This window comes from [Clostridium] symbiosum, assembly GCA_036419695.1.
GTDB lineage: Bacteria > Bacillota > Clostridia > Lachnospirales > Lachnospiraceae > Otoolea > Otoolea symbiosa_A.
The window spans coordinates 4940065-4965919 of the sequence record CP143946.1 but is presented as its reverse complement, the minus strand read 5'-3'; the positions used below and the strand labels follow the sequence as shown (position 1 = coordinate 4965919).

At 49.6% G+C, this 25855-nt stretch carries 17 protein-coding genes and 1 riboswitch; of the genes, 15 read left to right on the top strand and 2 right to left on the bottom strand.

What is annotated here, in order from left to right; genetic code table 11:
- Positions 1 to 14: 14 nt before the first annotated feature.
- A complete protein-coding gene (locus tag V3C10_22200) occupies positions 15 to 1253 on the bottom strand; it encodes a 6-phosphofructokinase (GenBank protein ID WVP61985.1) in 1239 nt (412 codons plus the stop codon).
- Positions 1254 to 1623: 370 nt separating this feature from the next.
- On the opposite strand from V3C10_22200, the gene V3C10_22195 reads away from it, so the two are divergent.
- From V3C10_22195 to V3C10_22155, 9 genes are all read left to right on the top strand, one after another.
- Positions 1624 to 2313, top strand: a complete 690-nt coding sequence (locus V3C10_22195) for a GntR family transcriptional regulator (GenBank protein WVP61984.1) — start codon at positions 1624 to 1626, stop codon at positions 2311 to 2313.
- Between the two features lie 90 nt (positions 2314 to 2403).
- Positions 2404 to 3375: an aminopeptidase gene (locus V3C10_22190; protein ID WVP61983.1), complete on the top strand. Its 972-nt coding sequence runs from the start codon at positions 2404 to 2406 to the stop codon at positions 3373 to 3375.
- Positions 3376 to 3543: 168 nt separating this feature from the next.
- Positions 3544 to 4743, top strand: coding sequence for a sodium/glutamate symporter (gltS, locus tag V3C10_22185; GenBank protein ID WVP61982.1), 1200 nt, complete (start codon positions 3544 to 3546; stop codon positions 4741 to 4743).
- Between the two features lie 110 nt (positions 4744 to 4853).
- Positions 4854 to 5777 (top strand): NTP transferase domain-containing protein, encoded by a 924-nt coding sequence (locus tag V3C10_22180; GenBank protein ID WVP61981.1) that lies wholly within the window; start codon positions 4854 to 4856, stop codon positions 5775 to 5777.
- 1150 nt (positions 5778 to 6927) lie between these two features.
- Positions 6928 to 9411 (top strand): hypothetical protein, encoded by a 2484-nt coding sequence (locus V3C10_22175; protein WVP61980.1) that lies wholly within the window; start codon positions 6928 to 6930, stop codon positions 9409 to 9411.
- A 145-nt stretch (positions 9412 to 9556) separates the two neighbouring features.
- Positions 9557 to 10849 carry a UDP-N-acetylglucosamine 1-carboxyvinyltransferase gene (locus V3C10_22170; GenBank protein WVP61979.1) on the top strand — a complete coding sequence of 431 codons (1293 nt, stop codon included), beginning with the start codon at positions 9557 to 9559 and terminating at the stop codon, positions 10847 to 10849.
- A 210-nt stretch (positions 10850 to 11059) separates the two neighbouring features.
- Positions 11060 to 11209: riboswitch (SAM riboswitch) on the top strand.
- 111 nt (positions 11210 to 11320) lie between these two features.
- Positions 11321 to 12511, top strand: coding sequence for a methionine adenosyltransferase (gene metK / locus V3C10_22165; GenBank protein WVP61978.1), 1191 nt, complete (start codon positions 11321 to 11323; stop codon positions 12509 to 12511).
- Between the two features lie 262 nt (positions 12512 to 12773).
- Positions 12774 to 14261, top strand: a complete 1488-nt coding sequence (locus V3C10_22160) for a HAMP domain-containing sensor histidine kinase (protein ID WVP61977.1) — start codon at positions 12774 to 12776, stop codon at positions 14259 to 14261.
- The gene (locus V3C10_22155; protein ID WVP61976.1) at positions 14258 to 14947 is read left to right on the top strand and encodes a response regulator transcription factor; all 690 of its coding nucleotides are present in this window, start codon (positions 14258 to 14260) and stop codon (positions 14945 to 14947) included. The genes V3C10_22160 and V3C10_22155 overlap by 4 nt, the downstream gene beginning before the upstream one ends.
- Positions 14948 to 15402: 455 nt before the next feature.
- Here V3C10_22155 and V3C10_22150 read toward each other — a convergent pair whose 3' ends face one another.
- Complete coding sequence (locus V3C10_22150; GenBank protein ID WVP61975.1) at positions 15403 to 17415, bottom strand: LacI family DNA-binding transcriptional regulator; 2013 nt, start codon at positions 17413 to 17415, stop codon at positions 15403 to 15405.
- A 346-nt stretch (positions 17416 to 17761) separates the two neighbouring features.
- Between V3C10_22150 and V3C10_22145 the strand changes: the two genes are divergently transcribed.
- The 6 genes from V3C10_22145 (at position 17762) to V3C10_22120 (ending at position 25852) form a co-directional block, all read left to right on the top strand.
- Positions 17762 to 18790, top strand: a complete 1029-nt coding sequence (locus tag V3C10_22145; protein WVP61974.1) for a sugar ABC transporter substrate-binding protein — start codon at positions 17762 to 17764, stop codon at positions 18788 to 18790.
- Positions 18791 to 18879: 89 nt separating this feature from the next.
- A complete protein-coding gene (locus V3C10_22140; protein ID WVP61973.1) occupies positions 18880 to 20373 on the top strand; it encodes a sugar ABC transporter ATP-binding protein in 1494 nt (497 codons plus the stop codon).
- Between the two features lie 3 nt (positions 20374 to 20376).
- On the top strand, positions 20377 to 21366 hold the full coding sequence (rbsC, locus tag V3C10_22135) for a ribose ABC transporter permease (GenBank protein ID WVP61972.1): 990 nt from the start codon (positions 20377 to 20379) through the stop codon (positions 21364 to 21366).
- Between the two features lie 3 nt (positions 21367 to 21369).
- A complete protein-coding gene (locus tag V3C10_22130) occupies positions 21370 to 22845 on the top strand; it encodes a glycoside hydrolase family 32 protein (GenBank protein ID WVP61971.1) in 1476 nt (491 codons plus the stop codon).
- Positions 22846 to 22939: 94 nt separating this feature from the next.
- On the top strand, positions 22940 to 23914 hold the full coding sequence (locus V3C10_22125) for a carbohydrate kinase (protein WVP61970.1): 975 nt from the start codon (positions 22940 to 22942) through the stop codon (positions 23912 to 23914).
- A 222-nt stretch (positions 23915 to 24136) separates the two neighbouring features.
- A complete protein-coding gene (locus V3C10_22120) occupies positions 24137 to 25852 on the top strand; it encodes a glycosyltransferase family 39 protein (GenBank protein ID WVP61969.1) in 1716 nt (571 codons plus the stop codon).
- Positions 25853 to 25855 lie beyond the last annotated feature (3 nt).

Sequence of the window (25855 nt, the reverse complement as noted above, 5' to 3'; positions counted from 1 at the left end):
CTTCTTATTAAATATTAATGATTTTTCTTATGATACAGGTAGCGCGGGATTCCATCCACCATGACGGGTGAAACATCACCCTGGATTAGCGGGCGCACGTAGCTGATAAATTCTTCGGTCACATAGGTGCCGTCCTTGTTAATCCACTCACGGGGAACGGTCTTTTCCACATTGGAAACCTTGTGTACATTGCGCAGCTCTGTGGTGCACTGGTAGGGATCATCGGAGATTCTCTTTAAGATAACCATCTCCCCGGTGTCGCCCTCGTCAGCGGCCTTGACAGCGGCGCCGCCAACCTGGAAAGCCTCCAGGATATCAATACGGGAAGCCAGATGGGAAGCCGCCCTCTGCAGGGAACTGAGTTCGATGCTGCGGGTCTTGCAGCCGATTTCCTGTGCAAGGCGCCGGGCCAGATAGTTGGCGGTTCCAGTCAGCTGTTTGTGGCCGAAGGCGTCTACAAATTCCACTCCGTCCGTCAGCTCGCAGACATAGCGGCCGTCCTCCAGGCGGATACCTTCGGATACGGCGGCTACAACAAAGGATTTCTGCTTAAGGAGATTCTTTACACGCTCCAGGAAATCCTCAATATCAAAAGCAACCTCAGGAAGATAGATTAAATCCGGTCCTTCGCAGTCCTCGCCTTCGGACAGCGCGGCGGAGCCGGTCAGCCATCCTGCATTTCTGCCCATTACTTCAATAATGGTCACCAGCCCCTTGCTGTAAACCAGCGCGCTGCTGTCCTGGATGATTTCTTTGGTGGATGTGCCGATATATTTGGCGGCGCTGCCATAGCCGGGCGTGTGATCGGTAAGCGCAAGATCATTGTCAATCGTCTTTGGGACGCCTACGAATTTCGTCGGGTACCCTTTGATGATTGCGTAGTCGGACAGCTTTTTAATCGTGTCCATGGAATCGTTGCCGCCTATGTAAATAAAACATTCTATATTCAGTTTGTCGAGAATTTCAAAAATCTTCTCGTATGATTCAATATTTTCATGGATCTCGGGAAGTTTATAACGGCAGGAGCCAAGATAGGCGGCCGGTGTTCTCTTTAACAGTTCTACGTCCAGATCGGTCTGGATATGCTCAGATAAATCAATATATTTCTCATTTAACAACCCCTCAATTCCATGCAGCATTCCGTATACCTTCGGAGCCCCTCTGTCGATGGCGGTCCGGAATACACCGGCGAGACTGGAATTAATGGCAGCGGTAGGCCCGCCTGACTGGCCGACAATTACATTACCTTTCATAGTTATACCCCTCCAAACTTTTATTGGTAACGGTGACCCGCGTAAGGAACGTGCAGGTTCCCGTTCATAACGGTAAAAAATCTTCAGTCTTTTCTTTTGCCGTTATAAAATTATTATATCAGTTTTATCATAGCACAACAAGAAAAAGTAGGGGAATATTGCTTTTAATGGCAAACTTCATTATAATAAAATCACATAAAAAAGTAAAACGGCCGGCTTAGGAAGCAAAACGGAAGACGGTAGAGTAAACGGCAGAGAATTCTGACAGAAACAAAATAAATAGAAAAAATAACAGAAAAGTATTGACATGGGTAAAGAGATAATATATTCTATAGAATATAGAAAACCTTTCCCATGGATGGGAGAGACGATGCAGATTAGTGAATTACCAATCGTAGGAAAGATGCCTTTGAGTGAAAAAGTATACAGGATACTGGTCCAGTCAATTGTCAGCGGAGAGCTTCCTCCGGGGACCAAGCTTCAGGAGAAACACATAGCAAAACAGATGGAAGTCAGCGCAACCCCGGTCCGGGAGGCTTTTAAAAAACTGGTCGGTGACGGTTTTATCGAGATAGTCCCATACTGTGGCGCAGTCGTGAAGGAGCTGGATGAGGAGGAGATCCGGGAGGCGTATCACTGCCGGGAAGCGCTGGAGAAGATGGCGCTGGAAGACGCGATCGGCCGGTTTGATGAGAATACCCTGAACCAGCTCTTTGATATCATTGAGAAAGAGAAGAATACGGAAGATATTCTGGAGGTATCAAGGATTAACAAGAGTTTTCATAATGTGATATATCTGACAGCAGACAATACGATGCTCTGCCGTCTGCTCGACATGCTGAATACGGTTATCTCACGGGATATGAAGTATTCAGCCAGCGACGGGAAGCGGAGGAATGAAATCTATCATGAGCATGTTGCAATAGCCGAGGCGATTCGGGATCACGATCTGGAGAGGGCGCAGAACGCAATGGTGACCCATATCCGCAACGGCCAGAAATACATAGAGGGACGACGCCCGGTTTACGGAGATTCCGGTTCCCGGGAGCAGAAAAACTAAAAAAAGAAGGAAACTTCTTTTTTTTACCAATAATAATTCTATAGAATATAGAAAATAGAATATAAATCAATCATAAGGAGGATATACAGGATGAAGAAAATTTTAATGGCAAGAGGGGCGGACAAAGTGGTGAGCACCTGTGTCAAAGTGCAGCCGGGCGAAGAGGTGGTAATTATCACGGAGGAATCCAAACTGAGCATCGCCGAGGCGGTAGCGGTCTCTGTTTACCGCGTTGGGGCGCAGCCGATACTTATGGTGATGGAACCGAGGGATCAGGACAGCCAGGAACCACCGAGGGCGGTGGCGGCGGCCATGAAATCCAGCGACGCATTTATCTCCGTTGTAGGTAAATCCATCACACACACCAATGCGGTGAAGGATGCGGTTCAGAATGGCTCCCGAGGCGTCGTCCTGACACAGTTCAGCGAGGAGATGATGATTCACGGCGGAATCGAGTGTGATTTTGAGGAAGCAAAGGTGGTATGCAAGGCGATGGCGGAGGCTCTGGCCGGTTCTCAGGAAATCGTACTGACGACGGCGGCAGGCACCAATCTGCGTTATTCGGCTGCCGGACGGAGAGGCAACTCCCTCTATTGTATGGTGGAAAAGGGGCAGTTTTCCACGATTCCGACGGTGGAGGCAAATGTGTCCCCGCTGGAAGGAACGGCCAACGGCGTGATTGTGGCGGATGCCAGCATCCCGTATATCGGCATCGGCGTCCTGGATGAACCGGTCCGGCTGACGGTGGAAAACGGGTTTATCACTTCGATTGATGGTGGAAAACAGGCGGCAATGCTGAAAGCCGATTTGGCGGCGAAAAATGATCCCAATGTATACAACATTGCAGAGATGGGGGTGGGCCTGAACCCGCAGTGCCGTTTCATGGGATTTATGCTGGAAGACGAGGGCGTCTACGGGTCGGCCCATATAGGAATCGGAACAAGCATCACACTCGGGGGAGTTGTGAAGGCATCCTGCCACTACGATCTCATCATGAAGGATGCGACGATTGTGGCCGACGGAAAGACTCTGATGGATGCGGGAAAGGCGCTGGTCATCTGAGTCGTTTAACAGGGGAAAAAAACACGCAGTTTGAAAAGAAATTCGGGCAATTTGTCATGTAATTATTGTTATTATGGGAAATAGCAGATAAAGCTTCAGGCGGGAGGATTACAGGGAGTATAGAGGCGGAAAAGCTTTACCTGAACAGAAGGTCAGGAGGAATGAACTATGACAATTGGATTAAATGTATATCATACTATAGCAATCGCAGTCGTTATATTAATCTTGGGCGAGGCAATCCGTAAGCGGGTTGCGCTTTTACAGAAATATTGTATCCCCGTACCGGTAGTTGGCGGTCTGATATGTACGGTTTTGATTCTTATCGGTCACGAGACAGGTGCGTTTGAGATAAAGTTCGACATGGCGTTTAAAGATTTTTTCATGCTGCTGTTCTATTCAGGAATCGGATTTACAGCCAGCTGGAAGCTGTTAAAAAAGGGAGGGCCGCAGGTTATCATTTTTCTGGTTATCTCTTCCATAGTCGTAATATTACAGAACCTGCTGGGAGTCGGCCTGTCAAAGGTAATGGGTATTGATCCGCTGGTAGGGCTTGCAACCGGCTCCATCCCAATGACGGGTGGACACGGAACATCGGCGGCCTTCGCGCCTGTTCTGGAAGAGGCGGGCCTTGCAAACGCCAACACGATTTCCCTGGCGGCGGCCACATTCGGCCTGGTGGCGGGAAGCCTGATTGGAGGACCGACGGGACGTTTTCTGATCGAACACTATCACTTAAAAAGCTCCGATGCGGCCAGCGTTGCCGTAAAACTGGACGACAGTGAACTCGGAAAATCAGCAAACGGCTCCAGCGAACGAGCATTGACCGTCGGCGCATACCAGCTCCTGATCGCCGTGTCTCTGGGCTGCCTTGTTTCGGATTTACTCGCCAAAACCGGCCTGTCATTCCCTGCCTCGGTAGGAGGCATGACGGCAGCGGCCATCATCAGAAATATCGCAGACAACACGGAGCATTTAAAACTGCGCCTGCCGGAAATTTCGATTATCAGCAATATATCGCTCCTTATATTCCTGGCGCTTTCAATGATGACGCTGCAGCTGTGGCAGCTCGCAGACCTCGCAATTCCAATGCTCGTTCTGCTCCTGGCCCAGACCATCCTGATGTTCGTCTGTGCGGTATTCATTACATTTAAGTTCATGGGAAAAACATACGACGCCGCTATGATTGCGGTCGGTCACTGCGGTTTCGGACTCGGCGCCGTTCCGACGGCCATGGCCAATATGCAGTCGGTAGAAGAAAAATACGGCGCATCACCGGATGCTTTCTTTATCGTGCCGCTGGTAGGCAGCCTGTTCATTAACCTCATTAATACATTTGTAATTACAGGATTTGTGAATTTTTTGAAGTAGCTATCAGTTCGCGGACGGGCCGGCTCATCTAACATCCCGATTGCAGAACCCTCCCCCATGTGCTATACTGTTAGGCAGTTATTAAGGAAACACATATGAGGAGAAGAGAAATGAAAAAAACAGCGCTTGTGATCATGGCTGCCGGAATTGGAAGCCGTTTTGGAGGCGGGATTAAGCAGTTGGAGCCGGTAGGGCCTAACGGCGAGATTATTATGGATTATTCAATCCACGATGCACTCGAAGCCGGATTTGACCGGATTGTGTTTGTTATCCGCCATGATCTGGAGGATGACTTCAGGGAAGTGATAGGAGACAGAATTGAAAAAATAGCTCCTGTTTCTTATGCATTCCAGGAACTGGACGATATACCTGCGGGATTTTCAGTCCCTGAGGGCAGGAAAAAACCGTGGGGAACGGGTCAGGCGGTTCTGAGTGTGCGTGACATCGTAAATGAGCCGTTTCTGGTTATCAACGCGGACGACTATTACGGCAAGGAAGTATTTAAGAAGATTCATGATTACATGATCTCCGAGATGGATGAGAATGCGCCCGTTTATGACGTCTGCATGGGCGGCTTTATTCTGACCAACACATTGAGCGATAACGGCGGAGTTACCAGAGGGGTGTGCGAAGTAGGGGAAGACGGAGTCTTAAAGCGCGTAACAGAGACCTACAACATTGTTAAAACTCCGGACGGCCTGTCTGCGACTGACAAAGAGGGGAATCCGGTCTCGGTCAGGGCGGATCAGCATGTCTCAATGAACATGTGGGGACTTACGCCTGCGTTTATCAGAGAGCTTGAGAGAGGTTTTCCTGCTTTCCTGCAGAACCTGAAAGAAGGCGACATTAAGTCTGAATACCTGCTTCCGACCATCATTGACCAGATGATTAAGGACGGCCGTGTCAGAGTTACGGTGCTGGAAACTCAGGATCACTGGTTTGGCGTAACATACAAAGAGGACAAAGCAGGGGTTGCGGAGTCCATCAGGGCGCTGATCGGCCAGGGCGTTTATCCGGAAAAGCTGTTTGACTGATTGGCCGGAGAAATCGCGGCAGAAATTAAAGAAAATCCCCGGATTGGGGAAGCAATATAGAAACTTTGGAAAAATCCTGCATATGATACCATATAACTTCATGCCAGAAGGAGGAATGGGAATCAGATGCAGGATTTTTCGTATGAAAGATTGAGAGCGCAGGAAGCAGCTTTGGAGCCTTACATACTGTACCGCAAGGATCAGGCTGTTCAGGCAGAGCGAAGTGGAAGAATCCGGGACTTTGAGTACTTTAAGAGTATGTTTCCCGACAGGGTCAAGACTTTGCAAATGTACGTGGAAGAGGTCTGCGATGAGATGGAATACGACGGAAGCCCTATCTATGATGAGTTTCCGGATCGAATTCTGATGGAGCAGATGATTCAGAAGATTGCAGATAGAGCATCGGCCACCGGACAGGAGACACAGCAGGCGGAAATGAACTCGGAAGAGCTGGAACCGCCTCAAACCAGAACTGCAGACACGGCTCCGCGGGTTTCCTACGGCCCTGTCAACAGCGAGTACGGAGGCGGAGAAGGATACGAGACCTGGGAAATGGAGGAAACCCAGATTCAGGAGGTTGGCACGGAAAGGCGCCCATGGGGCCCGCCACCACCACCAGGCCCGGGGCCGTGGGGCCCGCCGCCACCGCCCCGTCCGTGGGGCCCGCCGCCACCGCCCCGTCCATGGGGCCCGCCACCACCCCGTCCATGGGGCCCGCCGCCACCGCCTCCAGGCCCGTGGGGCCCGCCGCCGCGTCCCAGAAATTACTTTCTGAATGATATTCTGGGAATTCTTTTGTTTAATGAGCTGCAGGGAAGGCGCTGCCGCACTGGCAGGTGCAGATAAAGAGCAGACGCCAAAAACGTGATAAAAACAGAATATAAGGCAATGATAGTAGCAGGGAAGAAAGGTAAATCTTCCCTGCTTTTCCGTATTCCAGGCAAATGTTCCTGCAATACCGTTCCTGATCGACGGTGAAAAGTTTACAAAGCGCGGTTCATTGTTTCCGCTTCCAGGTAATTCTGGAATTTGGGAGAGGATTATGATATAATGTGCGCAATGCGGACATTATATCTGCGCTAACAGATAGAGTATTTGTAAAAACAGAATGGCATAATTGTTTAGTATTTCTATAGAAGGAACAGGCAGAATGAGAAAAACGATAAAGAAAGCGATAATTTTATTTGTGATATTCGTGGTGGCCCTGGCCGCTTATTTCATATGGTCTTCAAGAAAAGGGCAGGACGGCGCCGTTTATACGTCAATCGAGGACGCCAATCTACCGGTCGTCTACATGGAGCTGTTTGGGAGCAGAATGAACTGTCTCTACGGTTTTATTGAGGACAAGCACACCAGCGCCGGACGCGGGGATCTGACGGTCCTTCCGCAGGATCGCAGACTTCCCATTACCTTTCAGGATGTGGATTCCAAGGTAAGGGGAATCCAGTATGAAATAAGGAGCCTGGACGGCGAACGCCTTGTTGAGAGAACAGTCCTGGAGGAGTGGACACAGGAGGGGACGGATGTCAGCGCCGTGCTTCCGATTCAGAATCTTTTGACGGCCAACGAAGAATATATGATGACAATCGCTATTTCCACCGAGGATCACCCGGCGGTTTATTACTATACCAGGGTTGTGTGGTCGGAGAACAATCATATGGAAGAGATGCTGACTCTGGCCAGGGAATTTTCCGATAAGACGTTCAGCTATGAAACGGCCAGGGATTTGACGACCTATCTTGAAACGGATTTAAACGCAGACAACAGCTCTCTTGGTGAGGTGACTCTGAAAAACAGTTTTACTCAGCTGACATGGCGCGGCATGGAGATGAAGCGTGAGAGTGAAGTGTCCATCCATATTAAAGAGATGCAGGGCATCATGGGAATTATTGAGCTGAATTACGTGGCCAGCACGGCGGACGAGGACGGGGAACAGGAATATTTTGACGTAACCGAGAGTTTTACCATGAAATGGAATACTCAGAGAACGTACATGATGAACTACGACAGGCGTATGAACCAGATTTTTTCAGGAGACAGCAGCCTGTACTCCGATAAGCGCATTATGCTTGGAATTTCCGACTCAGATGAACTGCAGACCATGAGCGATCCTTCTGAAAAATACCGTGCCTTTGTAGCAAACCGCGCTCTGTGGTGCTATGATGCGGAAAAAGGGAGCAGCACGAAGGTTTTTGCGTTCAGAAAGAGTGAAGATGACCTGAGGACGAATTTTAACTCTTATGGTATCAAGATTCTTTCGGTGAGTGAGGAGGGGAATATCGATTTCCTCGTATATGGATATATGAACAGGGGCAATCATGAAGGAACGACGGGAGTGGCCCTTTACCGGTATGAGAGCGGGAACAATACGCTGACGGAGCGCCTGTATCTGCCTTCCAGTGAAGATTACTGGAGCCTGCGCCAGGATATCGGCCGTCTGAGCTATTTAAGCAGCAATCAGACACTGTATCTGCTGATGGATCACGCTGTTTACGGAGTGGAACTGTCCGGTAAAGAATATATGGTGGTGGCCGACGGCCTGACGGAGGAAAACTTTGCCGTCAGCGCAGACGGCTCCAGGATTGCATGGCAGGATGGAGATGATATTTACAGCTCCGAAAAGTTAAATGTCATGGATTTGAAGACAGGCAAGAAGGATGAGATACGTTTCCAGGATCAGACGGTGATCCGTCTGGTGGGCTTTGTCGGCACTGATTTGGTCTACGGGCTGGCAAAGCCAGGTGAGAAACTGATGACGGACGGGCGCGTGACGGGACTTCCGCTCTATGCCCTCGAGATTGTAGGCAGCAATATGGAGACCGAGACGAGGTATGAACGCCAGGGGCTTTACCTGACGGACGTACAGATACGCGACAGCCGCGTCCATATGGCCAGAATGCGCAAATCGGGCAGTGACTATGAAATGGCGGACGAAGACACGCTGGTATGTAATGAGGAAGTGATTGCCGATCCGCTGGCCGGAATCGGATACCTGGCAGATTCGACGAAGGGGCGCCTTTACTTTGTACAGCTGAATTCCCAGACAGCCAAATCCCGCAGTATCAGGGTCCATGTGCCGAAGAAAGCGGTTGCCGAGGAAAATAATGTCATAACGCTGACGGCAAACAGGCCGATGAAAATCAGGCGTTACTATGCGTACGGCGGAGGCAGGATGAACGGCTCCTTCGTGGACTTCACACAGGCGGTGCAGGCGGCTTATGATGATATGGGCCTTGTCACCGACCAGGATGGCCGGGTGTTCTGGGTGAGGGCGAACCGGAACGATGCCAGGACCATAAAAGATATACAGAATGAAGTGGCCGTAATTAAGCGGTATCTGGATGAAATGGCCCAGGGACTGGAAGAATCTTCGGACGGCGTACAGTTTGTAAATGCAAGGGGATGCACTCTGAACCAGGTCCTGTATTTTGTTTTCCGCGGCCGTCCGGTAGTGGCTTACCTGGGCAATGGAAGCTACGGACTGATATACGGATATGATCAGTACAATATTTCCTGCCTCTGGTTCCCGGGAACGGAATTCGCCTATATTGAGAAGATAGGGCTGAATGATGCGGCGGCATTTTTCACAAATAACGGCGCAAACGACTTCATCGGATTCCTTCCGGCACAGTAACTTGAAGGTGGCTGAAAACGTAAAAAAGCGGACGAAACCTTTACAAATCCTGATGATATGGTATAATCAGTAGAAAGCGATTGTTAGAATTTAAGAATTCTGTAACAATATACATTGTTTTTTAATATATATTTGAGGTGCGAGGATGGAACAATATATTATGAAAGGCGGCAACTCTCTGGTAGGGGAAGTCATTATCAGCGGAGCAAAGAATGCTGCTTTGGGAATCTTGGCTGCATCAATCATGACGGACGAGGATGTTCTGATAGAGAACCTTCCGGATGTCAGAGATATCAATGTGCTTCTTGAAGCGATAGATCAGATCGGCGCCGACGTGGATCGTATTGACAGACATACGGTCCGTATTAATGCAAAGAACATTAAAGAGGTCAGCGTAGATGATGAATATATACGCAAGATCCGTGCGTCCTACTATTTTATAGGCGCTCTGCTGGGCAAGTATAAGAGTGCGGAAGTGCCGCTTCCCGGCGGATGCAATATCGGCAGCAGGCCGATTGACCAGCACCTGAAGGGGTTCCGTGCCCTCGGCGCCAAGATCGAGGTGGAGAAGGGCGCAGTAGTGGCCCATGCCATCGATCTGGTGGGCAGCCATATTTATCTGGATGTAGTTTCCGTAGGGGCTACGATCAATATTATGATGGCGGCTACCCTGGCGGAAGGCGAGACTATCATTGAGAACCCTGCAAAGGAACCTCACGTAGTCGATGTTGCCAACTTCCTGAACAGCATGGGAGCCAATGTCAAAGGAGCCGGTACGGATGTAATCCGTATTAAGGGGGTCCACAAACTGCATGGAACGGAGTATTCCATTATTCCCGATCAGATAGAAGCAGGGACATTCATGTGTGCCGCCGCGATCACCCGTGGCGATGTTATGGTACAGAATGTTATTCCGAAGCACCTGGAGGCGATTACCGCCAAGCTGATCGAGCTGGGCTGTGAAGTCAGGGAGTTTGACGAGGCCGTACGCGTTGTGGGCAAGCCAAAACAGAAACATACGGACATCAAGACACTGCCATACCCGGGATTCCCGACTGATATGCAGCCGCAGATGACCGTCACGCTGGCCCTGGCAGAGGGAACCAGCATTGTTACAGAGAGTATTTTCGAGAACCGTTTCAAATACGTGGACGAGCTTGCCAGGATGGGAAGCAATGTCAAAGTGGAAGGCTATACCGCTATCATCAGCGGAGTAAAGAAGCTGACGGGAGCACAGGTAAATGCACCGGACCTGAGAGCCGGCGCTGCGCTTGTCATTGCGGGATTAGCCGCCGAGGGATATACAATTGTCGACGAGATAGGATATATCCAGAGGGGTTATGAGAATTTTGAGAAGAAACTTCAGGGCCTGGGAGCCGTAATTGAGAAGGTGGATTCTGAGAAAGAAGCCCAAAAGTTTAAATTAAAAGTAGGCTGACAGACAAAGTGCCTGTGATATGATTCGGGGCAGAGCAGTGGATTTCGGTAGATTACCGGAATCCGGCGCTCTGCCCCGAATTTTTTGACGCCGAGAAATGAGAACGCCGTCCCCGCATCTCAATTAAAATTTCCTGATATTACTTGACATAGGAAAAAGAGTATGATATCGTACATGTTGCAGTTAAATAAATTAAAAAGTACGTAATATCCCTTATTCAGAGTGATGGAGATACAAAGGATCTGTGAAGTCACGGCAACCCCGTTTAGGCAGGAAGGACAGGATGTCCCGAATGCGGGAGGCGGAAGGTGCCAGCCTGAGCGAGGCGCCGGAATGTTCCGGCCAATCGAGCAATAAGAGGATTTGATAGACCACAATCAAGTCCGTATTGCTACGGACTTTTTATTGATCTACGATGAAAATACCGCGGAGCGCGCTTTTCGTCGTCTTTAAAAAACAAGGAGGAATACAATGGAAAAAATACTTTTTACATCTGAGTCAGTGACCGAAGGCCATCCGGACAAAATGTGCGATCAGATTTCCGATGCCATTCTGGATGCTTTATTAGAGCAGGATCCGATGAGCCGCGTTGCCTGCGAGACGGCTACCACGACGGGCCTTGTCATGGTAATGGGCGAGATTACAACACAGGCCTATGTGGATATTCAGAAAATCGTGCGTGAGACAGTGCGTGAGATTGGATATGACAGGGCTAAATACGGTTTTGACTGTGACACCTGCGGTGTGATTACAGCGATTGACGAGCAGTCCACTGATATTGCAATGGGAGTGGACAAGGCTTTGGAAGCCAAAGAGAATAAAATGTCCGATGAAGAGCTGGAGGCAATCGGAGCCGGTGATCAGGGCATGATGTTTGGTTATGCTACAAACGAGACGGAAGAATTTATGCCGTACCCGATTTATATGGCACACAGACTGGCCCGCCGCCTGACGGAAGTGCGCAAGGATGGAACTCTTCCTTATCTCCGTCCCGATGGAAAAACACAGGTTACGGTAGAGTATGACGGGAACGGAGCGCCAATCCGCCTGGATACGATTGTTCTGTCGACACAGCATGATGAGAATGTAACTCAGGAACAGATTCATAAGGACATTAAACGCTATGTATTTGACCCGGTTCTGCCGTCCGGCATGATCGATTCCGAGACAAAATTCTTTATTAATCCGACCGGACGCTTTGTAATCGGCGGCCCTCATGGGGACAGCGGACTGACCGGACGTAAGATTATCGTTGACACCTACGGCGGATATGCCCGTCACGGCGGCGGCGCGTTCTCCGGTAAGGACTGTACCAAGGTAGACCGTTCGGCTGCTTATGCGGCCCGCTATGTGGCAAAGAATATCGTAGCCGCAGGACTGGCGGACAAGTGCGAGATCCAGCTTTCCTACGCAATCGGCGTGGCACAGCCTACATCCGTTATGGTCGACACCTTCGGCACCGGCAAACTGAGTGATCAGGAGCTGGTCGGCATCATCCGTGAACATTTTGACCTGCGTCCGGCAGGAATCATCAAAATGCTAGATCTGCGCCGTCCGCTTTACAAACAGACTGCCGCATACGGTCATTTCGGCCGTAATGATCTGGATCTTCCGTGGGAGAAACTGGACAAGGCAGACCTGCTTAAGGGTTATTTAAAATAATGAATGCTAAAATTCACAGGGAGTTCCGTGTTTGCGGGACTCTCTTTCCTATTGCATCAAATACTCCCAGAAGTACCATAAACAGGGCATTCTAGCGGAATCAGGAAGAATATTTTATAATACTTTTAGAAACGAAGGAGTCAAAATATGATATACTTATCATTAAGAAAGTGAAAAGATATGAGAAAGCCTCACGAAGCTTTTAAGAAGCGGGTTTTCTCATATTTTTCTGATTACCGTAAGGAGGTGCCGAAGGTATCATATGAAGATAAAGACACGTCTTGCTATTGCATTTATCACAATTACGGTGGTTCCTATTGCACTGATTTATATTGCCGTTATGGGACTTGTCAATTATCAGGGCCGTTCCTTCCAGAAGAACTATGGGCTGAATGAACAGGTTGATCTGCTCTCCGGCAACTCCATGCAGGTATTTAACCGTCTGACACAGGGAGTTCAGAATACAATCCGTAAGTCGGTGGAGGCAGACCCCTCCATTTTTGACGATGAGAGCTATCTGGAATCCCTGAATGATGAACTGGAGAAGAAGTACTCGTATTTGATTGTCAGAAAAGGAGACGATATCACTTTTTCCGGCGCGAATGAGGGATTTGAGCTGGCGGACCAGCTTCCGCCCTATGATGATTACAAGGTGAACTCGTCCGGCGGTTTTTATCTCGACGGCGAGGAACAGCACCTTTTAAAGCAGATTGATTTTACATTCTCGGACGGAGCGGAGGGCAGCCTGTTTATTGTGACGAATGTAGGCGAATACGTTCCGGAGATTAAGTCGATGATCAGCGAGATGCTGCTGGTGGGAGTGCTGATTATCTGTTTCACGGCAGGTATCCTGATTATGTGGGTATACAGGGCGCTGCTGCAGCCGCTGACCAAGCTTCAGGAGGCCACGAAGAAGATTCGTGACGGCAACCTGGACTTCACACTGGATGTGGACAACGACGACGAGATTGGCCTGCTCTGCCAGGATTTTGAAGAGATGCGTCTAAGGCTCAAGGAATCCTCGGAGGAGAAGCTCCAGTATGACAAGGAGAGCAAGGAACTGATCAGCAATATTTCCCATGATCTGAAGACGCCGATCACGGCTATCAAGGGTTATGTGGAGGGAATCCAGGACGGTGTTGCCTCGTCACCCGAAAAGCTGGATAAATATATCAAAACGATTTATAATAAGGCTAATGATATGGATCGCCTGATTGACGAGCTGACATTCTATTCCAAGATTGATACGAATAAAATACCGTATAACTACACGAAGATCAACGTGGCGGAATATTTCGGGGATTGTGTGGAAGAGGTCGGCCTGGATATGGAGACCCGTGGAATTGAGCTGGGATACTTCAACTATGTGGACAACGACGTTGTGATAATTGCCGATGCGGAGCAGATGAAGCGCGTGATTAACAACATTATCGGCAATTCCTTAAAATACCTGGATAAGAAAAAGGGAATCATTAATATCAGAATTAAGGATGACGGTGATTTTATCCAGATTGTGATTGAGGATAACGGGAAAGGAATTGCGGCCAAGGACGTGCCATTTATATTTGACCGCTTTTACAGGACGGACTCCTCCAGGAATTCTTCCAAGGGAGGCAGCGGCATCGGCCTGTCCATCGTGAAGAAGATTATTGAGGATCATGGCGGCAGGATCTGGGCTACGAGCAAAGAAGGAATTGGCACTGAGGTTCATTTTGTGCTTAGAAAATACCAGGAGGTTATTCAGGAATGAGCAGAATTTTAATTGTTGAAGACGAAGAGAGCATCGCGGAGCTTGAGAAGGATTATCTGGAACTCTCCGGTTTTGAAGTAGAGATGGAGAACAACGGGGAATCAGGACTGAAACGGGGCCTGGAAGAAGATTTTGATCTGCTGATTCTGGATCTGATGCTTCCCGGTATGGATGGTTTTGAGATTTGCAAGAAAGTCCGCGAGGTGAAGAATACTCCGATTATCATGGTTTCGGCAAAGAAAGACGATATAGACAAGATAAGAGGCCTGGGCCTGGGCGCCGACGATTACATTACAAAGCCCTTCAGCCCGAGTGAGATGGTGGCCAGGGTTAAAGCCCATATGGCAAGATACGAGCGCCTGATTGGCAGCGGAACTCCGGAGAACGAGATTATAGAAATCAGGGGTTTAAAGATCGACAAGACGGCAAGGCGCGTTTATATTAACGGGGAAGAGAAGAATTTCACCACGAAGGAATTCGACCTTCTGGCCTTCCTTGCCCAGAACCCGAACCACGTGTTTACGAAGGAAGAACTCTTCAGTAAGATCTGGGATATGGAATCCCTGGGAGATATTGCAACCGTTACGGTGCATATTAAAAAAATAAGGGAGAAGATAGAATTCAATACTGCAAAGCCGCAGTATATTGAGACGATCTGGGGTGTAGGATATCGGTTTAAGGTGTGATATTGACATTACATGATATTTGGTGTAGAATAATCTTAGCTAGGAAGTTAAGTATGTCCATTTGGACACAAAGCGAAATCCCGTGTATGCCAGTACACGGGATTTTAGAGTGTCGACAAAGTCGCCACTCTGTAGAATTTATGGCATAACGCCATAAATTCTAGTCACCGAAGGAAGAACTGCCGATTTCCTCGCGCAAGGGCTAAAGCCCCTAGAAATCGGCAGTTCAGCACTACGGCGGAACTGAATTCCACCTACGTGATTTGAAATGAGGGTTACACCCTCAAACTCCTGATATAAAGAAAATATAGTTTGTCGACAAGCTGAAATCCCGTGTATGCCAGTACACGGGATTTCCCTTATGGTAAGCGGTTACCGCAGGAGCTTTCGTTCTTCCGTATTCCCTGCCTACACCACAAAATTCCCACGGGACTGAAGTCTCACCACTATTTCTCCTACTCCTTCGACAACTCATTCTTCAACGTCTTAGCCAGCTCATCCGGCGCATTCTCATGCATAACTTCCTTCCAGGCCGACAGGAGATTTTTCCGCTCCACAACACAGGGGGAGATCCCGATATACTCATATCCCCTCTGGTTCAGCAGCGCCTTGGCGGTAGCCTGGCCTGCGGCGACGCCCTGGTCGTAGGCCTTCTGCGCGCTCAGGCCGAGCACGATATCCTCATCGGCCAGGATTCTTGCTATCTCATAATCTAAATCAAAGGTCACAATCTTAATATCGCAGCGGTTCAGTTCCCGCATCGCCCGGATGACTCCGAGAGCAGGGCCTTCCCAGGAAACATAGAGTCCCTTGATTTCCGGGTGGGCGAGAATCATCTTTTTTGCCACTGCATAGGCATTTTCTATCTGGTAAAACGGTTCCGATTCCACGATTGTGATATTCGGATATTCCTCCCGTATCGTCTGTTCCGCAATCATGTCCCTCAGATAGGTTCCGAGGAATTTGCTTCCGTGCACGATGAAACCGACCACGACATTCTCTTCCTTCTTGAAGTGTTCCCCCAGGAGCACGGCTCCGCCCCGCCCGTTTTCACGTTCATTGGTGGAAACGAGGGAATAGTAATCCCCCTTGCTCATCCCGTCCGGGACATTGCTGATAAAAATCAGTTTCGTCTCCTTGGAGAGCTGACGGAATTTGTTGGCGGTGGCCGTATCGTCTACCGGAATCGCAACGATGGCGTCCACCCCCTGCATCCGCAGGCTCTCGAGCTGGATTGCCTGGAGGTTCGGGTCAAAATTGGAGTCGGTGACGGAAACAATGTTGATGCCGCACCGGGACAGAATATAGCGCAGTCCCTTTTCGTGCATGGCGGCCCACTGGGTGTTGCCGTAGTGGAAGGAGACGCCCACCCTGTATTTGCGCTCCTGTAGTTCCTTTACCTCAGATGGGGTCAAATCCAGATTGTCGGGGGAAACGGTGGTTTCACCGTACGGCCCCTTACCGATCATCTTGACGGACTTCCTGATTTCTAAAAGAGACGGAATATGTACTTCCTCCACCGCGGTAACTCCGTTTATCTGTTCAAACAGGAGCCTCAGCGCATTCTCAGCCATTCTGTGGCAGTCGTGGGAGAATGTTGTGAGTGGCGTGCCGAAGAGGTGGCACCATGATTCATCACTGAAACCGATGACGGATAACTGCTCGGGTATGTCGACGGCAAGCTGCTGCAGAGTAGAAATCAGAATCAGTGTAATCCGGTTGCCACAGGCAATATAGGCCGTTGGTTTGAAATTCTCATAATGGCTGATGATGGCCCGTTCGCAGTCCTTATTATTGTACAGATTCATTTTGACAATGTTGGTGTCGTCACAGTGTACGCCTGCATCGTACATGGCGTCGAGGAAACCGGTTAACTGCTCATTGACCGTGGAAATCTCCCTGTCCGACATCAGGATGCCGATCCTCTTGTGGCCGCTGTTGAGAAGGGTCTGTGTTCCCTTATAAATGATGCTCTTGCTGTCGGCCACTACGCAGGAGATGGAGTGGTCCGAGACTGTGCGCTCAATGCAGACAAGCGGCATACCCCGCTGTCTTATCTTCTGATAGTACCGGCTGTCCTGGCCGGAGGGGGCAAGTATAATTCCGGCGGTTTGGCGGCTGCTCATCAGGTTTTCCAGAATCCGCTTTTCGGAGGCAATATCATCGAAGGTCAGATAGATGGATACCGAATATCCTTTGGACTCACAAAGCTCCGTGATGCAGGTAATAATCCTGGTAAATAAGGAGCCGCCCACATTGGGAATTACGACGGCTATGACGGACTTTTCACCTATCTTGGCAGTGCCGGGCTTTTTCTGCGCTTTCACCTGATAATTCGTATCGCGGATAGCCTGCAGAACCTTTTTTGTCAGCTCGGGTTTCACGTATCGTGTTCCGTTTATGACATGAGAGACGGTTGCAATCGAGACCCCGGCTTTTTCCGCAACATCCTTGATCGTTGTAGCCATGTAAAATCCCTCCCCTGTTGTTTACGTAAATTCACTTATACTATATCAATTTATAAAAACAAAGTCAAATTCTATTCGGGGGAGTGGAGGGGAAGAGCGAAATTTTTATAAATGATAATGGTAAAAAATAGAAGTAAAACGGTGAATGTGGCTATAATTTACGTAAAAAATGAATTTGCTTTATCATATTAGCACAAAATGCACAAAACATTCCTGTTGAAAACGCAGAATATTATAAAAACCGTTGACGCTGTCAGACTACAATGATATCATTTACGTAAACAAAGCGGCGCGCAAAGCTTAATGCAGTAAATGTAAGAAGTCAACCAAAGAGGAGGATATAAAAATGAAGAAAACAATCGCGAAGGTGATGGCATTCACAATGCTGGCGGCAACACTGGCCGGATGCGGCGGATCGGGAAATAAGACAGAGACTCCGGCGGCAGAAGCAAAGACAGAGGGAGCAGCTTCTGAAGCGGCAGGAACGGAAGGAACCGAGAGCGCAGAGGGGACGGCATCCTATAAATTTGCATTTCTTCCTAATACACAGAACAATACATTCCAGGCGGCAATGAACGACACATTTAAAAAGCTTTGCAATGAAAAGGGGTACAGTTATGTGTGTCTTGACCCGGACTATGATTTAAATACCCAGTTATCCCAGATGGCCGATGTGGCAAACCAGAACTTCGACGCAGTGTTTGTAATTCCGGTTGATTCCGCAGGTATCAGACAGGGCCTTGAGCAGATACATGAGAAAAACATCCCGATCCTCAATGTGGATACCCCGGTGATCGATGATGATTTAGATTTAGTGGAAACCGTAATTGCCACCGACGCCTATAATGCGGGTACCTTAGTAGGACAGCAGATGGCAGCGGATTATCCCGACGGAGCAAAAATTGCCATTCTGGATTTCCCATCCAATGAATCATGCGTAAACCGCGTGGCCGGCTTTATGGACGGCCTCGGTGATGCAAAGGATAAATTTGAGATTGTCGCACAGCAGGACGGCGCGGCGGCGCTTGATATTTCCATGCCGATTGCAGAGGATATTATCCAGGCCAACCCGGGCATCAACGCATTCTTCTGTATCAACGACCCGTCGGCCCTCGGCGCTGCAGCCGCCATCAAGGCATCCGGAAAGACGGATATCGGCGTTTACTCCATCGACGCATCTCCGGACGGCAAGGCGGCAATCCTGGACGGTTCCTTCACCGCAGTTGCGGCACAGGTTCCGATTGGCATCGCAGAAACGGCATTTGAAAAGGCGGAAACACTTTTAGCCGGCGGCGAAATTGAAAAAGAAATCCTGTTACCTTCTTTCCTGGTTGACAAAGAGAAAGCAGAGGCGACATTGAAAGATTGGCAGTAAATTACGGTTTAATACTGCGGAAGTAACAGTATGACACAGCAGGCGCTTCTCTAACGGAAGTGCCTGTTTTCAGAAATGCAGGTGAGCGAGTGGAAAACATTGTATTAAAGATGACAGACATATCAAAAAGCTTCGGTGGAGTCCACGCTTTAAACGGGATTCATTTTGAGCTGAGAGAAGGGGAAATCCATGCCCTGCTGGGGGAGAACGGAGCCGGAAAGTCTACGCTTATCAAGGTCCTGGGCGGAATTTACAGACCGGACAGGGGCGTCATAAGCATTGGCGGAAAAGAGATTGAAATAGATAACGTCCAGACTGCCAGGGAGCACGGAATCGGAATCATCCATCAGGAGATCGTGCTGGTGCCTTACCTGACCGTGGCGGAAAATATTTTCCTGGGACGCGAGATTCTGGACCGGTTCGGCTTTAAGGATATGAAGGAAATGCTCCGTCAGGCCGGAGAAATGTTAAAAAGCCTGGGACTTGATATTGAGGCAGACACAAAGATTGCGGATTTGACCATTGCCCAGCAGCAGATGGTTGAAATCGTGAAAGCAAGCTCATTTAACGTGAAAATCCTGGTTATGGATGAGCCGACCTCTTCCCTGTCGGACGAAGAGGTGGAAAAGCTGTTTGAAACCATGACAAGGCTGAAGGCGCAGAAGGTAAGCATCATTTATATTTCCCACAGGATGGAAGAACTGTTCAGAATGTCGGATCGGATTACGGTCATCAGGGACGGCTCCTATGTGGGAACGGTAAATACAAAGGAAACAGACACCGACGAGCTGGTGGCCATGATGGTCGGCCGCAGCCTTCAGAATTATTATACAAGAGATTACGATACGCTCCGGGAGGATAGTGTAATTCTGGAAGTGGAAAATCTGACGAAGAAGGGCGTTTTTGAAAATATCAGCTTCAGGGTCAGAAAAGGTGAAATACTCGGTTTTGCAGGACTTGTGGGGGCTGGAAGAAGTGAGATTATGACCTGCGTCTTTGGCGCCGACCGCTTCGATTCAGGCCGGATCATCTTAAACGGCCGGGATGTGCGGTTTAAGAACTGCCTGGAAGCCATCAACCAGGGAATTGCCATGGTCACGGAGGACAGAAAGAAGACGGGGCTTACACTGATTAATTCGATCGTATTTAATACGACCCTTTCAAGCCTGAAGTACTACGCCAGGGGCCTTCTGCTCAGCGATGCGAAGAAAGAGGCGGTTACGCAGGAATACATAAAGAGCCTGAATATCAAAGCTCTGTCGCCTGACGCGGCGGTGGGCAGCATGTCAGGCGGCAACCAGCAGAAGGTGGTAATTGCAAAAGCACTGGCGACAAAGCCGGAAATACTGATACTGGACGAACCAACAAGGGGCGTGGACGTAGGCGCGAAAGCCGAGATTTACTCCATTATTAACGAGCTGGCAAAAAAGGGAATGGCGATTATCATGATCTCCTCGGAACTTCCCGAGATCATCAACATGTGCGACAACGTGTGCGTGATCAAGGAGGGCGTCAAGACGGGAGAAATTGGTCATCTGGAACTGACACAGGAACGAATTATGAAATTGGCTACGGGAGTGTAAAATATGAAAAATAACAGTTTTATGAAAATGCTGAAAGGAAATTCCGGAATCATAGCAGTGCTCGTCATCATCTCCATTATCCTGAGCTTCGCGTCACCGGTTTTCCTCACCACGGACAACCTTCTGTCTGTTCTCAGACAGGTATCAAATAATATGTATCTCGCACTTGGAATGACACTCGTCATTATCCTGGGAGGGATTGACCTCTCGGTTGGCACCTGTGTCGCCATGTGCGGCACCCTGACGGCCGGGCTTATGGTCAACCAGGGAATGCCGATGGCTGCGGCGATTGCGGTGGGACTGTTTCTCGGAACGCTGGCCGGTTTCTTAAACGGTTTAATCATTGCCACCTTTAAGGTGCCTGCCTTTATTGTAACCATGTCCATGATGAATGTGGCAAAGGGCGTCGCATACATCTACTCGGGAGGCCGTTCCATCAGGGTTTCCAACGATATATTTACCGGAATCGGAACAGGGAAATTATTTGGCGTCCTGCCTCTTCCTGTCGTTTACATGGTCGTTCTCATCATCATTTTTATCGTTGTATTAAACAAGACAAAATTCGGCACCTATATATTTGCCATCGGAGGCAACCGGGAGTCGGCCAGACTTTCCGGCGTGCCGATTAAAAAGGTGGAAATTGCGGTATTTACCATATCCGGTTTTCTGGCGGCATTCGCCGGTATCGTCCTTTCCGCGAGAATGTATTCCGGCCAGCCGGGCGTCGGAGAAGGGTATGAGCTGGACGCGATCGCAGCCTGCGTGCTGGGCGGAATCTCTATGACGGGCGGCGTCGGAGCCGTATCGGGAACGATTTTCGGCGCGCTGGTAATCGGCATCATCAGCAACGGCCTGAACCTGATTGGGCTCAGTTCCTTCTGGCAATTGGTTGTAAAGGGCCTGATTATCGTTCTGGCCGTCATCATCGACACCCAGAAGGGAAAAGACAGTGTAGTAAAACGCATCATAAGAAACGCGAAGGAGAGAGCATAAGAAATGGAAATTTTCAGGAAATTAAGCTGGGCTGATTCGACAGGGGATGCAATTCCCCTCTACCACGACGGCGTCTATCATATTTTTTCACTGACCTCACCTCCCGGAACGACCGTTTATCCGGCGAGGCTGAGGACCACATGGGAGCATTCCGTATCAAAGGATCTGGTGCACTGGGAGGAAGTAGGGACCGCGCTTTACCCGGGGGAGGGTGAGGAGCCCGACGCCTGCGGCGTATGGACCGGAGCTGCCGTCTATGGGGAAGGGAAATTCCATATTTTCTATACGGGCTACAATTATAATGTACATTTTGAGCAGACAATCTGCCATGCGGTGAGCGATGACGGAATTCATTTTGAGAAGGATCCGAAGAACCCGATTATTATACCCAATGAGGAAGAATATGAGGTGGGGGACTGGCGCGACCCATACGTCTTCTACAACGGGGACGACGCCTGCTATTGGATCCTGATATCCGGAAGAAAGAAGGAAGGCCCTCCGTCCAGAAGGGGCTGCATCGTCCTGTACCGTTCTAAGGATCTCGACAACTGGGAGTACTACGGACCGATTTACCAGCCGTTCCATACCAACTGCCCGGAGTGCTGTGAGATGTATAAGACAGGCGATCTCTGGTATCTTTCCTACTCACGTTTTTCCGAATTTGTCAACACGATCTACCGCGTATCCGACTCGCCGTTCGGGCCGTGGAGAACGCCGAAGATGGACGGAATCGGCGGCCGCCGGTTCTATGCGGCAAAATCGCTGGTCAATGACGAGGGACGCAGATTCTACTTTGCATGGGCCCACGACCGGGCGGAGCAGAGCAATTTCGGCGAGTGGTACTGGGGCGGACAGTTCTGTATCCCCCACGAGGTATGCCAGAATGGTGACGGCGAACTGGATGTGAAGCTCCCGGGAGAATATGCGGAGGCATTTTGTACACCGGTGGAGTGGAATTATGTGGATATCCTCGGCAAATCCGTAAAATATGGGGATAAGTGTATTTACCTCGATTCCGTCGGCACTCTGTCCTACGGATTTGTGGATGTGAAAGAGGAGAGCTTCCTGTTTCATTGTAAGGTAAAGCCGGTTAATATGGCGGATCATTTCGGCCTGCTTCTTAAATCCGACAGAGATGCGACCCAGTGTATCGTTCTTGCTTTTGACAAGGGGATGCAGCGTGCCGAGCTTTTGAACCTCCCAATGGGAGTGGATCCGTTCTGGGAGGCATCCTGTACCAACATCGGAACGCCGAAAGACGCAGGCCCGGACGGCATCCGGGTGTGTGAGAAACCGTTTCCGTATGAGGACGGCGATGTGATTGACCTCAAGGTGGTGATTGATCGGGATATGATAGAGATATTTGCCGGGGAAAAGATTGCATTTACCTACCGCTATTTCGGGGAGACGGATTACCAGATCGGGCTGATGGCCCAGGATGGCTGCGCGGAATTCTTTGATATTGCGGTGACGAAATAAGAGGTCATTAAATGTAGAAAAATAATATCGGAGCGTGCCTGAAAATTGCAGGAATGGATTTTCAGACACGCTCCGGGCAATACAGGAGAGAAATATGCAGAATACAGATGTAACCGCTCTCGGAGAGCTGCTGATTGATTTTATCCAGAATGGGGAATCCGACCAGGGCAATCCCCTGTTTGAGGCAAATCCCGGAGGCGCGCCCTGTAATGTGCTGGCGATGTTAACCAGGCTGGGCAGGAAGACGCAGTTCATTGGAAAAGTCGGCCGGGACAGGTTCGGACAGCAGCTTAAGAGAGAACTTGAACATATGGGGATCGGCACGGCAGGTCTTATTGAGGATGAAAAGATACCGACGACACTTGCGCTGGTACACAAGATTCAAAACGGGGATCGGGATTTTTCCTTCTACCGGAATCCCGGAGCCGATATGATGCTTGCCTCCGGCGAAGTGGATTTTGCATTGATTGAGAAATCAAAGATATTTCATTATGGTTCCCTGTCCATGACGGACAGACCGGCCAGGGAGGCTGTGAAAAGGGCCGTCGAAACAGCCGGGAAATCCGGTCTGCTGCGCTCTTTTGACCCGAATCTGAGGCCGCCTCTGTGGAATTCGGAGGATGAGGCGAAGAAGCAGATCCGCTATGGCCTGGCCCACTGCGATATTCTCAAAATATCAGACAATGAGATACAGTGGCTGACCGGCCTGGAAGATTTTACAGACGGCGTAAGAGAACTTAAGAAACAGTATGATATCAGGCTCATCTGCGTTTCCATGGGAAAAGACGGCAGCAGGGCCTACTATGACGGAAGAATGGTGGAGGTTCCCGGTTTTATCCAGGAAGGGACCGTTGAAACGACGGGAGCCGGAGACACGTTCTGTGGCTGTGTACTCCATTTTGTTCTGGAATATGGCCTTGATAACCTGGATGAGGGTAAAATCAGAGAGATGCTCACATTCGCCAACGCAGCGGCCTCGATCATAACGACGAGGAAGGGCGCGCTGAAGGTGATGCCTGAGAGAGAAGAAATTGAGGCATTAATTTCTGCCCGAAAGGCAGGAAAATAAGTTGATTAGCGGATGGAGGCTCCCCGGGGAAAGGAGAGCCTCCATTTTTCAATTACGGTTATATTATGAGGCTGAACAGCCAGGAGGCCTGTTGACTTTTTTATAAAATTACAGTAATATCTGACTGACAAAGATATAAAACTTGACCGCAGTATCTTGAGGGATGCGGCGGAAACGCGGAACATTTTGTGGAAATGCCAACAGACAGAGGGACACTGGAATATGGGAGCAGGAACGGAAGACAGAAACCGCAGCAAAGGCGGAAACCATGCCGGGCACAAAGCGGAGATGGGGTATAAATCAGGCGCCAGATCAGGCGGTCCGGCGGACAATAGAAGAGGGTTTGGGAAAGGGGCGGCAGCCGCAGCGGGAGGAAACTCCCATGGGTCTGTGCTGGAACGGCTTTGTACGGTCTTCGTGCAGCTCTTATTCGGGGCGGTGCTCTTATTTCTCATTGTCATAAGCGCCACAACGACCTGCCGTGTGTATGGGGGAGCGGAGAAAGTGCAGTATGGCCCGGACCAGCCGGTTGTCCATATCCTCCTGATGATTATTTTTCTGGCAGCCGGTGTATGGGTTTGTCGGAAACGCAGGTCGGGGCAATGGAAACACAGCCTGACCGACAGGCAGTACCGCAGGCTCATCATTGCTCTGGCGGGCTTTTACCTGATATGGCTTTTAATGACAATGTACTGGCCAAATTCGGATCAGAGAATGGCGATGGAATCGGCGCGCTCCCTTCTGGAAGGGGACTATTCGCCCTGGGATGAGGTCGGTTTCGTTTATGCGTCCCCGATGGTGCCGGTGGGGTATGCCTATACGTATCCGTCCCAGAACGGTCTGATTCTTTTTCTGGCGGTGATTGTCATGATATTCAGGGACATCACGCCGTATGCGGTTCAGATCCTGAATATCGGGTTTCTGTTTGGAGGCGTTTACTGTCTCAGCCGTCTGGCGGTGGAATTGTTTGGGCTTAAAAGTATCAGGGGACTTCTGATTTTGACATTTGGCTGCCTGCCCTTTGCCTTTTACATTACATTTGTGTATGGCACTATGCCGGGATTTTGCTTTTCCTCTGCGGCGCTGTATTTACTATACCGCTATATCCATACGGATAAAATAGGCAGCCTTCTGCTTGCATCGTTGTTTGCCGCTGCGTCCGTGCTTCTGAAATCAAACTATCTGATTGTGCTGGTTGCGCTTGTCATCTATCTTTTATCGGAGGGCGTATTCAGGAAGAGAGCAGGATTTCTGGCTGCCGCGGTTTTAATGGTGGTCGTTTATATGGGCGGCGTAAAGGCGATGAATGTCTTTTTGGAAAATGTGACGGGGAAACCCGTGTCAGGAGGAATTCCCATGACGGCCTGGGTGGAAATGGGACTCCAGGACGGGAGCCGCGGCCCGGGATGGTACAATGGCTATAATGTCAGTGTCTTTGCGGGAAACGGTGAGGATACGGAAAAAACAAAGGAGGCCATCCGGGAGGACCTGATGGACACGATATCAGAATTCGGCGCGGATCCGGAGGCAGCTGCGGACTTTTTCTTAAGAAAGGCAGAGTCTGTCTGGGCGGAGCCAACCTTCCAAAGCCTGTGGATTCAAGAGGTAAAAGGAGGTTCCTGGCTTCTGCCGGGATTTACGGACTCCCTTCTCAAAGAGGGAGGGCTTCTGAACAGGGGCTACATGGCCGTCAGTAACTGGTTTCAGACCTTTATTTATGTGGGTGCCTTTCTATTCCTGCTTTTGGGCATGAAACGGACGAGATGGGAACAACTGATTCCGGCGATTATTTTTATCGGAGGTTTTCTCTTCCATATGGCCTGGGAAGGAAAAGGACAGTATACAGTCTGCTATTTTATTCTGCTAATTCCCTACGCCTTTGCGGGACTCGGAAGGACAATAAAATGGCTGTCCGGCAATGGCGGCGGACAGCACTGAGTT